Source organism: Pseudonocardia oceanicola, from assembly GCF_047200735.1.
Taxonomy (GTDB): Bacteria; Actinomycetota; Actinomycetes; order Mycobacteriales; family Pseudonocardiaceae; genus Pseudonocardia.
In genome coordinates this window covers 571,946-583,698 of the sequence record NZ_JBJZON010000001.1, presented here as the reverse complement: position 1 = coordinate 583,698, position 11,753 = coordinate 571,946, and the positions used below count along the sequence as shown (strand labels likewise).

Genomic DNA, 11,753 nt, shown 5'->3' with positions numbered 1-11,753 from the left:
CGGCTCAGTGGCTCGCCGGACGGGGCTTGTCGACGAACCGGTGGAAGGCCTTCATGCCGTACCGGTCCACCGCCGTCTTGATCAGGCCGAAGATCGCGCCCTGCACGGTCGCCGCGATCAGGACCTCCTTGGTGCCGTAGTCGCGCGACAACGGCTGCGGGGTCTCCGGCTCGTCCGAGACCCGCTTCCACACCTGGTTGAACACCTGGCTGGCGATCAGGCCGCCGAGGAGACCGGAGAGGATGCCGACGGGCCGGTACGCCAGCTTGAGGGGTGCCGGCAGGTCGTCGCCCAGCTCGGCGGGCTTCGCCTTCTTCTTGCCGCTCATGCCGGCCACGTACCCGGGCGCGGCGACGGCCACACGCTCGACCGCGGCGGCGGAGGACACGGTGAGCGGGCACGGCGGGGGTGAGCACACACGACGGCGGCCCGTCCACACTGGACGGGTCGCCGGGGTCGTGCGCGTGCGCGCTCACGCGGGCGGGGTGGTCACGCGGGCGGGGCCGGTGTCTCCCCGCGCTGCGGCGTCCGGTCCACGTCGCCGCGCCAGGCGCCATCCTCGGCGCCGCGCGACTCGACGAACTCCTTGAACCGGCCCAGGTCGCCCTTCGCCTGCTTGCCGACGACGCCGAGCGCGTCCCCGGCCTTCTCGACCACACCCTCGGGCTCGAAGTCGAGCTGGAGCGTGACTCGCGTGTGCTTGTCGTCGAGCCGGTGGAAGGTGACGACCCCGGCCTGGTCCGGCCCGCTCACCGACTTCCAGGCGACCCGCTCGTCCGGGTGCTGCTCGGTGATCTCGGCGTCGAACTCACGCTTGACGCCCGCGATCTTGGTGACCCAGTGCGTCCGGGTCGCGTCGACCTGCTCGATCCGCTCGACCCCGCCCATGAACCGGGGGAACGACTCGAACTGCGTCCACTGGTTGTAGGCGGTGCTCACGGGCACCTCGACGTCGATGCTCTCCTGAACGTTGGTGGGCATGTCCGGCGGATACCTCGGCCGGTTCCCGCGAAACGGGGCGCCACTCGGGAGGGCTACGGTGCCGGGTCGGAGAGGACGGGCGCGGCGCAGGAGTCGCGGCGCAGGCCGAGCGGCACCAGCACCCAGAGCACCAGCGTGCCGCTCAGCAGCACGGTCACGCCGATGATGCTCGCCACGCGTCCGACGGCGATGTCCAGCACCAGCATCAGTCCGGCGGCCAGGGTCAGGGCCAGGAAGCCGAGCCCCGCCATGGCCAGGCAGTGCCCCGCCCGGACGAGCTCGCGCTTGCGGTTGCGCCGGAAGAGGAAGCGGTGGGCGGCCACGGGCGCGACCAGCAGCGTCGAGGTGGCCGCGGCGCCCGCCAGGGTGGTGACGAACATGCCGTGCTGGAAGTCGTCGAGCTCCTTGAACCGCTCGCTCACCGACATCGTGAGCAGGAAACCGAAGAGGACCTGCACGCCCGTGAACACCACCCGCAGCTCCTGGAGCAGCTCGGCGAAGTTCCGGTCGGCGCGGTTGAGCGGGCCCTCGGCGCGGTGCCGCGTGTTCCAGTCCTCGGTCTCGTCGGTCATCGTCGTCGGGGTGGACATCCGCCGCTCCTTCCTCCTCCGCCGCCGGATCGGGGTCGACGTCGAGTACCCGTTCCCGCACGTCTCACGCGAACGGGTGAGTACGGCGTTCGTCCGGAGCAGGGACGCGCGGTGACAAGTCGGTCTCGTCGGGTGCGTATGCCGCGGGGGGCCAGGGGGTACGCCGGATTCGACGCCGACGGCGGGAAGGGGGTGCGGGATGTTCCCGAGCGACGTGGCGACGAACGGGGACGGCACCGCCGACGACCTCGTGTGCTGGAACTACCGGCCGGCGCCCGACGTGCCCGCGTGCCTGCGCAGGCGGCTCGCCCCCCTGCTCGAGGCCTGGCACGTGGAGGGTGAGGACGCCGAGGACGTGCTGCTCGTCGTCACCGAGCTGGCGGCGAACGTGGTCGACCACGCGGGCACGCCCTTCGAGATCACGTTGCACCGCGAACCGGGGGCGCTGCACGTGTCGGTGCGGGACGAGTGCACCACCCCGCCGGTGCCGCGCGGGCAGGACCCGCACGCCTCCCGCGGGCGCGGGCTGCTCGTCGTGCAGGCGGTGAGCCGCGACTGGGGCTACGAGGTGCACGGCGGGTCCGGCACCGAGCGGCCGGGGAAGACCATCCGTGCCGAGCTCGGGGCCTGAGCCGCCCGCGGTTCGCCGCCCGTGCAGGGGGTACCCGGGGCGATGACCGAGTTCGTGCGCCCCGGCCCCCTGCGCTGGCTGGCCTACGCGTTCGGGGCCGGGCTGCCCGCCCGTCACCGGACCTGGGTGCTGCACGACGTCACCGCTCGGACCTGGGTGCTCCGGCACCTGACCCGCGCGGTCGTGCAGATCGCCCCGTTCGGCGTCGCCGTGTACCTGGTCGTCCCGGGATCGCCGGGGATACGGGTCACCGCCGTCGTGATGGGCGCGGTGATCGGCCTGGTCTACTCGGTGGCGTTCGTGGAGGCCGCCGCGGAACACCGGGCGATCAAGGCCGGGTACCCCGAGGGCACCGCGGCCGCGACCCGCCGGGAACGGCGCCGCCGGGGCACCGGCCCCCACTCCGGCCCCTCCCGCGGACCCACCCCCCGCACCCCCGCTCCCCCTCTCCGCACCCCGACGAACGGAGGCACGCGATGACAGGGCGTCCCGAGGACCCCACCGACCCGACCCGGACCGAGGAGTCCGTCGACCCGACCCGGACCGAGGAGACCGTCGACCGGCTCGAGGAGGAGGTGGTCGGGCACCGGGTGGACCAGCGCCGCGACGAGGAGGAGGACCCGCGCCCGGCCCACCGCCAGGACGTCGATCCCGGCGGCGGGGCGACCGACGGTCCCGGCGCCGAGCCGTCCGACTGACCACCCGTCGCACCGCCTTCAGGAGAGCGCGATGATCCCGACCCTGTCGGACCCCGGCAACGTCCCCGGTCGCCACGAGGACCAGGACCCGCACGCCGGTTTCCACCCCCACGACCGGCACGACGCCCTGCGCCTCGCGCCGCCGGAGGAGACGCCGGCCCCGCCGGAGGAGCCGCCGGCCGGGCCGACGGAGACGCCGGCCGCGGCGCTGGTCGTCGGGGTGGACGGCTCGCCGCAGTCCCGCGCCGCCCTGCGCTGGGCCGTGACCGAGGCCCGGACGAGTGGTGGCGCCATCGCCGTGGTCCCGCTCGCCGAGGACCGCGAGGGCTGGCTGGACGAGGCGGTCGGCGCCACGGGCGACGACGTCGAGGTGCGGGTGGTGACCGCGGGCGGCGATCCGGCCACCCTGCTGCTCGGGCAGGCGACGGCGGCCCGGCTGCTCGTGCTGGGGCACGTCGGCGGCCGGCTCGACGACGTCGCACGCCGCTGCGCCGAGCACGCACGTTGCCCGGTCGTGCTCGTCCCGGCGGCCGGTGGCTGACCCGTGGCCCGTTCCGACGCCACCGACCGCGACGCCGCGAACCACGGGTCCACCGATCACGGGGACGCGAGCCCCGACGCCCCGGAATCCGGGGCCGGGACCGACACGGACACGGGCGATGCGGGCGCGAGGTCCGGTGACACGTCCGGTTCCCCGCCCCGGCGCCGCCCGCCCCTCCCCCTGATCGCCGCGGTGGTCGTGGCGCTGCCCGGCCTCTACCTGGGGGCGGCGACGCTCCTCGGCCTCCCGCACCCCGAACTGCCGCCGGTGGCCGCCGTCGCGGTGTACGGGCTGGCGATCGTCGGGGCGGCGTTCGTGCTGTCCTGGGCGGGTGAGGCCGCGCAGGTCGACATGAGCGCCGGACTCGCCCTGGCGATCCTCGCCCTGCTGGCGGTCCTGCCCGAGTACGCCGTCGACTTCGTCTTCACCTTCCGGGCCGGCGAGGTCTTCGCCGCGCAGGGCGCGTGTGTGCCCGGGCCCGACGGCACCAACCCCTGCTCGCTGGCCCTGGCCAACATGACCGGGGCGAACCGGGTCCTGGTCGGTGTCGGGTGGCCGCTGGTCGTGCTCGTCGCGCTCCTCGCCGCCCGTCGTCGCCGCCGGCAGGACGGCGGCAGGCCGCCCGAGGACGACGGCGGGCAGCGCGCGGGCGACCGGGCCGGGGTGCGGCTGCCCCGCACGCTCTCCGCCGAGGTCGTGTTCCTCGGTATCGCCACGCTCTACTCCCTGACGCTGCCGCTGCGCAGCTCCCTGACGCTGATCGACCTGGTGGTGCTCGTCGCCGTGTTCGTCGGTTACGCGATCCGCCTCGCCCAGGGACCGGCCGAGGAGCCCGACCTGCACGGGAGCGCCCAGTGGGTCGCCGAGCGCCGGGCCCGCTCCCGGCGGTGGCTCTACGGGGTCCTCTTCGCGATCGCCGCGGTGATCATCCTCGCCACCGCGGAGCACTTCGCCGACGGCCTGGTGGAGACGGGTTCGCAACTGGGCATCGACCGGTTCGTGCTGGTCCAGTGGGTGGCGCCGCTGGCGAGCGAGGCTCCCGAGCTGATCGTCGCGTGCCTCTACGCGAAGCGCCTGCGAGCCGGCGACTCCCTCGGCACCCTGCTGTCCAGCAAGGTCAACCAGTGGACACTGCTCGTCGGCACGCTACCGCTGGTGTTCGCACTGTCCTCCGGCTCCCTGCACGGGCTGCCGCTCGACCACCAGCAGCGGGTGGAGCTGTTGCTCACCGGCGCCCAGTCCTTCTTCGCCATCAGCATCCTGATGACGCTCGCACTGAGCTGGCGCGGGGCGATCGCGCTCGTCGCGCTGTTCGCGGTCCAGTTCACGACCTCGATCACCCTGCCCACCGAGACCTCGAACACCGTGTCGCTGATCCTGTCCGGGGTGTACGGGGTGCTGGGCCTGGCGCAACTGGTGCGGCACCGCCGCGAGCTGCCGCGGCTGCTGCGCGACGGCCTGCGGACCGACCCGCACCGGCTGGCGGAGGAGCCGGCCTGAGCTCCGGACCGGGCCGATCGGCGGCCCGGTCCGTGTGCGGCCGTCCGGCGGGGGCGCCGCGTCAGGCGGTGATCTTGTGCGGGGTGCCGCGGAAGGAGCACCAGAAGGCCGCGACCTCGGGCTCCGCCGCGGGGCGCGCCTTCGCCGTCGCCGCCTTGCCCATCATCCGCTTCACCGCGCGCTCGGCCGACCGTTCCACCGCCGCGACCAGCTCCTCGGCGCACGCCCGCCGCCCGCCGCGCAGGACCGCGACGAACACGAACCGGCGCTTCTCCGCCCGGGCGGCCGGCTTCCAGGCCGGGACCCACTCCAGCTCGGCGGTGAGCGGACGATCCGTGTCCGTGCAGATCGCGCGGGTGAGCGCGGCCTCCAGCACGTGCGGGTCCACGTCGGCAGACGCCTTGACCCGCAGCACGGCCATGACGGGTTCGGTCACGGGTTCGGTCACGGTGCGCACGTCGACCCCTTCGTCGGTGGACCCACGGCTCGCGCGGGCGGCTCCTTGCGACGCTGCCTGCTCAACGCGCGTGTTCCCACCATGACATACCGCGTGAGCTCCTGTGGGGTGTAGCGACCGGCCACCGGGGTATCGCCGGTCACGGGCCGTGCCGATCCGCGGTCCGGGAAAGGAGAGCCACGATGGGTGCACTGGACGGCAAGCGCATCGCGATCCTCGCGACCGACGGCGTCGAGGAGGTCGAGCTGACCGAGCCGCGCAAGGCGGTCGAGGACGCCGGGGCCACCACCGAGATCGTGTCGATCTCCGAGGACGCCATCCAGGCGATGAACTCCGACATCTCGCCGAGCGGGACCTACCCGGTCGACAAGCTGGCGTCGCGGGTCTCGGCCTCGGACTACGACGCGCTGATCATGCCGGGCGGCACGGTCAACGCCGACCGCCTGCGCATGGACCAGGACGTCCTGACCTTCGTCAAGGACGTGTTCGCGGCCGGCAAACCGGTGGGCGTGATCTGCCACGGCCCGTGGACGCTGGTCGAGGCGGACCTGGTGAAGGGCCGCACGCTGACGTCGTTCCCGAGCCTGCGCACCGACATCCGCAACGCGGGCGGGAACCCGGTCGACGAGGAGGTCGTCACCGACCAGGGTCTGGTCAGCAGCCGCAACCCCGGCGACCTGGAGGCCTTCTGCGCGAAGATCGTCGAGGAGTTCGCCGAGGGCGAGCACTCCGTCCACCCGGAGGGCGCCACGGCGTGACCCCGGCGGGGAGCCGGGTCATGATGACCGCATGACGGCGAGCGAGGAACGGGCGGGCGTCGCGCTCTCGAGCCTGGACTCCCCCCTCGTCGACGGGGAGCCCGCCACCAAGCGGGACCTCGTCGACTACCTCGACGCCGTCGCCGACCGGATGGTCCCGGTCCTGGCCGACCGGCCGCTCTCGGTGGTCCGGGTGCGGCCGGGCCAGGAACCGTTCATGCAGAAGAACCTCCCCCGCCACACCCCGGAGTGGGTGCGCAGCACGGTCATCCGCTCGCAGACCGGCCGCGAGGTCCGCTACGCGCTCTGCGACGACCGGCGCACCCTGCTCTGGCTGGCCAACCAGCGGGCCGTCGAGTACCACCCGGCCCTGTTCACGGTCGGGGCCACACGGGCCTCCCAGCTCGTGCTCGACCTGGACCCGCCCGAGGGCGCGGGCTTCCCGGCCGTGGTCGCGGTGGCCCACCTGGTGCGCGAGGCGCTCTCCGGGGCCGGACTGCGCGGCGCGGTCAAGACGAGCGGGGCGAAGGGGGTCCACGTCGTCGTCCCGCTGGCCCCCACCCCGTTCGACGACGCCGCGGCCGCCACCCGCGCCCTGGCCGCGCGGACCGAGCGGCTCGATCCCGCCCTCGCCACCACGGCCTTCCTCCGGGAGGACCGCGAGGGGAAGGTCTTCGTCGACTCCACCCGCGCCGGCGGCGCGACCGTGGTCGCGGCCTACAGCCCGCGCATCCGCCCCGGGCTGCCGGTGTCCTTCCCGCTCGCCTGGGAGGAGCTCGACACCGCGTCCCCCACCGACTTCACCCTGTGGACCGCGCCGGGACTGCTGGCGGGGCGACCCTCCTGGACCCGGGCGCTGCCGGCCCCGCAGCGGCTCCCGGCCGGCCTCGTCGAGGAGGGGCACGCGATTCCCGTCGCCCGCGTGCAGGCGATGCACGAGGGCAAGCGGCGCAAGCGCGCGGCCCGCGAGGGCTGACCCACGCGCGGGCGCGTCCCCGCACCCGACGGGGCCGGGGCCGCGCGTCCCCGCGCGCGGGCCGGCTCCCGGTCCCCGTCCCGTCAGCCGGTGACGGGCAGGTTCTTCCGCACGATCTCCGGCCGCGGCGCCTCGCCCGGCTCCGGCTCGTACGCGTTCACCACGGGCTCGGCCTCCGGCTCGTCGGCGTGCTCGTCCTCCAGCACGCAGGTCGCGGAGCCGACCGTGATCTCCAGCAGGTCGCCCTTCGGCGAGAGGGCCGTCAGCAGGTCGTCGACCGTCCTCAGCGGGGTCCGCTGCAGGTCCGGCAGCGCGCCCCGGACCAGCCCGATCAGGTCGGGGGCGAGCTGCCTCTCCTCGTCGGTGAGGTCCCGGTGGCGGTCCTGGCCCGGCAACAGGGTGACGGTGAGCCCGGTGACCGTGATCGAGTCGTCGTCGCGGTCCTGCTGGTTCAGGGCGATCTTCACCAGCGGTGAGACGTCGACGGTCTGGTCCTCGAGCGGCGCGCTCACCGGGGTACCGAGGATCGACGCGTCGACGAGGTCGACGCCGGCGGAGCCGCCGTCCGCCCCGTCGCACCAGGTCCGCATGGTCTGCGCCCGCAGGAGGCCCAGCACGTCCACCTTCGCCACGGTGGCCTCGGCCCGGTGCCCCTCGGCCTCGGCGACCAGCGCGGACAGGCCGATACCCGGCCTGCCGTGCAGGGGGAGCGCGGTCACGTCGGCCACGCTCTGCCGGTCGTGCTCCCCGTCCCGGGACTCGGCGTAGGGGCTCGGGCTGGTCGACAGCAGGCCGTCGGTCGCGAACACGTACGCGGACGAGTCGAGGGAGGGCTCGGCGGAGGCGGCGGTGGAGCCCAGCAGCAGCACCGCCGCGGCGGTGGCCGCACCCACCGCGGCCGCACCGGCACCGGCGAACTTGGAGGTCTTCACGCGTCGGGTCCCTTCGGTGATCATGCTTCGTCGATCGTCACGAGCGTGCCCAGCGGCACCTCGGTGAGCCGGCGCAGCGCGTCCGCGGGGACGCGGATGCAGCCGTCGCTGGTGGCGGTGCCGAACACGTCGTCGGTCGGCCAGGTGTGGATGGCGACGGTGCCCGGGCCGCCGCCGAAGGTGTCGTGCGTGGGGCTGTGCGTGCCCAGCGGGAGGATCACCGGCGAGTACCGCTGCTGGTCGTCGGTGAACGCTCCGAGCAGGAAGGTCCGCCCCACGGGAGTCGGCGCCTCCGGCTTGCCGACCCCGACCGTCCACTCCGCGAGCTTCGCGCCGTCCTCGTACAGGGCGAGCGTCCGGGAGCCCAGGTGGACGGCGATGCGGTACGGCGTCGTCTTCACCTCGAGGTCGGCCAGCGGCAGCCAGCCCGTCGACGAGCTGGGCCGCGAGGGCAGCAGGACCTGCACCCAGGCACCCTGCCGGGCGATCACCGGGAGCCAGGTGTCGCCGATCTGCGTCACCGGCATGCGGGCGATCGGCGTGCCGCCGGGCGCGTCGTGCACCACGGCCTCGCGGACGGGGTGGGCGACCCGGCCGTCCGTCGTGTCCTGCGGGGCGGGGTCGGACACCGTTGCCTGCAGGGTCGTGTAGGTCGTGCTCTCCTGCAGGGACGCGGGGTCGAGGGCCGCCGCGACCGCGCCCGTGCCGGAGGACCCGCCGCCCCGGGGCGCGACCGGCGAGGGCGACCCGCCGACGAGCAGCCCCACGACCAGGGCGATCGCCAGCACGGCCACGACGCCGAAGCCGGCCCGCAGGAGGAGTCCGGAGCGCGAGGGACCGCGGCGCTCCGCGCGCCGTCCGGTCCGCGGGGGAAGGGTGTGGTTGGCCATCACGCGCCCCACGACCGGTTGACGGCGGGGACGGGGACCGGGGAGACGTCGGACGCGCTGTGCACGATCGAATGAACGAGGGCTTCCCGATCAGGTGACGGCCGTCGCCCCGGTGATCGCTCTGCGTCCAGACGGACGGAGTCGATCACGCGACGGGCGGTCGCGTCCCACCGCTCAACGACGCTCGACGCGGTGAACGGTGCCGACGCCGTGCCACGGAGGGTTACGATCGCTCGGGCAGATATGACGGAGCGTGACAGGAGACGACGTGCTGCTGGCGGACGAGCGGGTGCGGATCGTGGAGTGCTGCCGGCGGATGGCCGCGGCGGGGCTCACGGTCGGCACCTCGGGCAACGTGAGCGAGCGACGCGGCGACCTGGTCGCGATCACGCCGACGGGCGTCGACTACGGAGCCCTGACGCCGGCGGGTGTGTGCGTGGTCGACCTCGCGGGCCGCGCGGTCGAGGAGGGGCCGCTGCCCTCCTCCGAGCTGCCCATGCACCTGGCCGTCTACGCCGGGACCGCGGCGCGGGCCGTCGTCCACACGCACCCGCTGTACGCCACGGCGCTGTCCACGGTCGTCGACGAGCTGCCCGCCGTCCACTACCTGGTCATGCAGCTGGGCGGGCCGGTGCGGGTCGCGCCGTACGCGCGCTACGGATCGGCCGAGCTCGCCGAGGCGAGCGTGCGGGCGATGGCCGGGCGCAGCGCGGTCCTGCTGCGCAACCACGGCGCCACGACCTGCGGCGACACGCTCGACCGGGCGTACGACCGGGCCGTCACGCTGGAGTGGCTGTGCCGGCTCTACCACCAGGCGCGGCTGCTCGGGCAGCCCACGCTCCTCGCCGAGGACGAGCTCGCCGCCGTCGGCGAGCAGCTGCGGTCGTACGGCCAGCCACCCACGTGAGTGGCGATGACCGCCCAGGCGACCATCGCCACTCGCGGGGCGGAGAGCCGTCAGGTCGGGCGGGTGCGGCGGGTCGGGCGGGTGCGGCGGGTCGGGCGGGTGCGGCGGGTCGCGAACCGGCGGTGCAGCGACGCCGGCGGCGATCCCCGTCCGGGAGCAGGCCGCGCTCGCGGGTCAGAGCGCCACGAAGGAGGCCAGCCCGTCGAGGAGGCGGTCGACGTCCGTGTCGTCCGTGTACGGCGACAGCCCGATCCGCAGCGAGCCGGCGTCGCCCAGCCCGAGCCGGCGGCTGGCCTCGAGGGCGTAGAAGGAGCTGGCGGGGGCGTTGATCCGGCGCTCGGCGAGGTAGCGGTAGGCGTCCCCCGGGTTCCTGCCGGTGAACTCGACGAGCAGGGTCGGCGTCCGGTGCGCGGCGCGGGACCGCACCTGCACGCCGGGCAGCTCGGCGAGCGCCTGCTCGATCCGGATCCGCAGCGGCTCCTCGTGGGCCCGGATCGCCGCCATCGCGTCGAGCAGGGCCGTGCGGCGGTCGGCCGGGGAGCCCGTGAGCCCGGCGAGGAAGTCGACCGCGGCCGTGGTGCCGGCCAGCAGCTCGTAGGGCAGCGTGCCCAGCTCGAACCGCTCGGGGACGTCGTCGCTGCTCGGCGCCGGCTTCGCGGGGCGCAGCTCCTCCAGCAGCTCCGGCCGGGCCGCGAGCACCCCGCAGTGCGGGCCCAGGAACTTGTAGGGCGAGCAGGCGAAGAAGTCCGCGCCGAGCTCGGAGACGTCGACCGCGGCGTGCGCGGCGAGGTGCACGCCGTCGACCATCGTCAGCGCCCCGGCCTCGTGCGCGAGTGCGGTGATCTCGGCGACCGGCGGGATCGTCCCGAGCAGGTTCGACGCACCCGTCACCGCGACCAGGCGGGTGCGGCGCGACAGCACGGCCGCGACGTCGGCCGCGGTGAGCTCGGCGGTCTCCGGGTCGAAGTCCGCCCAGCGCACCGTGGCGCCCACCGCCTCCGCGGCGAGCACCCAGGGCCGGATGTTGGCGTCGTGGTCCAGCCGCGTGACGACGACCTCGTCGCCCGGCCGCCAGGTCTGCGCCAGCGTCCGCGCCAGGTCGAAGGTCAGCTGGGTCATGCTGCGCCCGAACACGATCCCGCGCGGATCGGCGTCGAGCAGGTCCCCCATCGCCGCCCGGGCACGCAGCACGATCCCGTCCGCGTGCCGCTCGGCCCGCGTGACCGAGCCGCGGTTGGCGATCGGCGAGACGAGCGCGTCGTGGACGGCCCGGGCCACGGGCTCGGGCGTCTGCGTGCCGCCGGGCCCGTCGAAGTGCGCGGACCCCGCCGCCAGTGCGGGGAACCGGCTGCGGAGCGCGGCGACGTCGTACCTCGTGGGATCAGTCACGGCCCCACCCTGACACGCGCGCGCCCGCAGCAGGCCCGGCGCGACGCTCAGGAGCCGGCGAGGGCGGGCAGCGGGATCGTCGGTCCGTCCGGGACCGGCACGACGGGCGTCGGGAGCCGGACGGTGAAGGCGGTCCGGGCGGGCCGGCCGGCCACCGTGACGGTGCCGCCGTGCGCGGCCACCACCGCCTGCACGATCGCCAGGCCCAGGCCGGTGCTGCCCCGGGCGCGCGAGCGCGAGCCGTCGCCACGGGCGAAGCGCTCGAAGACGTGTGCGGCGAGCGCGGGCGGGATCCCCGGACCACCGTCGGTGACGGTCAGCAGCACGGCCTGATCGGCCGGGGGCGCTCCGCCGGTGGCCAGCAGGTTCGTGCCGGTGGTGGTGCCCGGCGACACCCTGCGGCTCACCCGGGTCGTGGACGTCCGCTCGGCCTGCGAGGTGATGCGGGAGAGCGAGTGCGCGACGGGCGGGGGCAGGGCGCGGTCGCGGGCGGTCAGCTCCGC

At 74.9% G+C, this 11,753-nt stretch carries 16 protein-coding genes; 8 read left to right on the top strand and 8 right to left on the bottom strand.

Annotation, left to right across the window (positions count from 1 at the left end; all coding sequences use genetic code 11):
• Positions 1 to 4: 4 nt before the first annotated feature.
• The 3 genes from ACL02T_RS02725 to ACL02T_RS02715 all read right to left on the bottom strand — a co-directional run bounded on the left by ACL02T_RS02725 (position 5) and on the right by ACL02T_RS02715 (position 1,571).
• Positions 5 to 388, bottom strand: a complete 384-nt coding sequence (locus tag ACL02T_RS02725; protein ID WP_412829015.1) for a DUF4235 domain-containing protein — start codon at positions 386 to 388, stop codon at positions 5 to 7.
• Positions 389 to 489: 101 nt separating this feature from the next.
• The gene (locus ACL02T_RS02720; protein ID WP_412829014.1) at positions 490 to 981 is read right to left on the bottom strand and encodes an SRPBCC family protein; all 492 of its coding nucleotides are present in this window, start codon (positions 979 to 981) and stop codon (positions 490 to 492) included.
• A gap of 53 nt (positions 982 to 1,034) precedes the next feature.
• Positions 1,035 to 1,571 carry a DUF6328 family protein gene (locus ACL02T_RS02715; protein WP_412829013.1) on the bottom strand — a complete coding sequence of 179 codons (537 nt, stop codon included), beginning with the start codon at positions 1,569 to 1,571 and terminating at the stop codon, positions 1,035 to 1,037.
• 199 nt (positions 1,572 to 1,770) lie between these two features.
• Here ACL02T_RS02715 and ACL02T_RS02710 point away from each other — a divergent pair, with 199 nt between their 5' ends.
• From ACL02T_RS02710 to ACL02T_RS02690, 5 genes are all read left to right on the top strand, one after another.
• Entirely contained in the window at positions 1,771 to 2,202 is a 432-nt protein-coding gene (locus ACL02T_RS02710) for an ATP-binding protein (RefSeq protein ID WP_412829012.1), read from the top strand.
• A 42-nt stretch (positions 2,203 to 2,244) separates the two neighbouring features.
• Positions 2,245 to 2,682, top strand: coding sequence for a DUF5313 family protein (locus ACL02T_RS02705; protein ID WP_412829011.1), 438 nt, complete (start codon positions 2,245 to 2,247; stop codon positions 2,680 to 2,682).
• Complete coding sequence (locus tag ACL02T_RS02700; protein ID WP_412829010.1) at positions 2,679 to 2,900, top strand: hypothetical protein; 222 nt, start codon at positions 2,679 to 2,681, stop codon at positions 2,898 to 2,900. Before ACL02T_RS02705 ends, ACL02T_RS02700 begins: the two co-directional genes overlap by 4 nt.
• Positions 2,901 to 2,931: 31 nt before the next feature.
• Complete coding sequence (locus tag ACL02T_RS02695) at positions 2,932 to 3,441, top strand: universal stress protein (protein ID WP_412829009.1); 510 nt, start codon at positions 2,932 to 2,934, stop codon at positions 3,439 to 3,441.
• 180 nt (positions 3,442 to 3,621) lie between these two features.
• The gene (locus ACL02T_RS02690) at positions 3,622 to 4,941 is read left to right on the top strand and encodes a sodium/calcium exchanger protein (protein WP_412829325.1); all 1,320 of its coding nucleotides are present in this window, start codon (positions 3,622 to 3,624) and stop codon (positions 4,939 to 4,941) included.
• Positions 4,942 to 5,002: 61 nt separating this feature from the next.
• On the opposite strand, the gene ACL02T_RS02685 is transcribed toward ACL02T_RS02690, so the two are convergent.
• A complete protein-coding gene (locus tag ACL02T_RS02685) occupies positions 5,003 to 5,389 on the bottom strand; it encodes a hypothetical protein (RefSeq protein WP_412829008.1) in 387 nt (128 codons plus the stop codon).
• 191 nt (positions 5,390 to 5,580) lie between these two features.
• Here ACL02T_RS02685 and ACL02T_RS02680 point away from each other — a divergent pair, with 191 nt between their 5' ends.
• Both ACL02T_RS02680 and ACL02T_RS02675 read left to right on the top strand, forming a co-directional pair.
• Positions 5,581 to 6,156, top strand: a complete 576-nt coding sequence (locus ACL02T_RS02680) for a type 1 glutamine amidotransferase domain-containing protein (protein WP_412829007.1) — start codon at positions 5,581 to 5,583, stop codon at positions 6,154 to 6,156.
• 31 nt (positions 6,157 to 6,187) lie between these two features.
• Positions 6,188 to 7,132, top strand: a complete 945-nt coding sequence (locus tag ACL02T_RS02675; RefSeq protein WP_412829006.1) for a DNA polymerase domain-containing protein — start codon at positions 6,188 to 6,190, stop codon at positions 7,130 to 7,132.
• A gap of 83 nt (positions 7,133 to 7,215) precedes the next feature.
• On the opposite strand, the gene ACL02T_RS02670 is transcribed toward ACL02T_RS02675, so the two are convergent.
• Positions 7,216 to 8,064, bottom strand: coding sequence for a hypothetical protein (locus ACL02T_RS02670; RefSeq protein WP_412829005.1), 849 nt, complete (start codon positions 8,062 to 8,064; stop codon positions 7,216 to 7,218).
• A 20-nt stretch (positions 8,065 to 8,084) separates the two neighbouring features.
• Positions 8,085 to 8,954: a L,D-transpeptidase gene (locus ACL02T_RS02665; RefSeq protein WP_412829004.1), complete on the bottom strand. Its 870-nt coding sequence runs from the start codon at positions 8,952 to 8,954 to the stop codon at positions 8,085 to 8,087.
• A gap of 268 nt (positions 8,955 to 9,222) precedes the next feature.
• Here ACL02T_RS02665 and ACL02T_RS02660 point away from each other — a divergent pair, with 268 nt between their 5' ends.
• Positions 9,223 to 9,861: a class II aldolase/adducin family protein gene (locus tag ACL02T_RS02660; RefSeq protein WP_412829003.1), complete on the top strand. Its 639-nt coding sequence runs from the start codon at positions 9,223 to 9,225 to the stop codon at positions 9,859 to 9,861.
• A gap of 174 nt (positions 9,862 to 10,035) precedes the next feature.
• Here ACL02T_RS02660 and ACL02T_RS02655 read toward each other — a convergent pair whose 3' ends face one another.
• Both ACL02T_RS02655 and ACL02T_RS02650 read right to left on the bottom strand, forming a co-directional pair.
• Positions 10,036 to 11,250, bottom strand: coding sequence for a cysteine desulfurase-like protein (locus ACL02T_RS02655; protein ID WP_412829002.1), 1,215 nt, complete (start codon positions 11,248 to 11,250; stop codon positions 10,036 to 10,038).
• Between the two features lie 47 nt (positions 11,251 to 11,297).
• On the bottom strand, positions 11,298 to 11,657 hold the full coding sequence (locus ACL02T_RS02650; RefSeq protein WP_412829001.1) for an ATP-binding protein: 360 nt from the start codon (positions 11,655 to 11,657) through the stop codon (positions 11,298 to 11,300).
• Positions 11,658 to 11,753 lie beyond the last annotated feature (96 nt).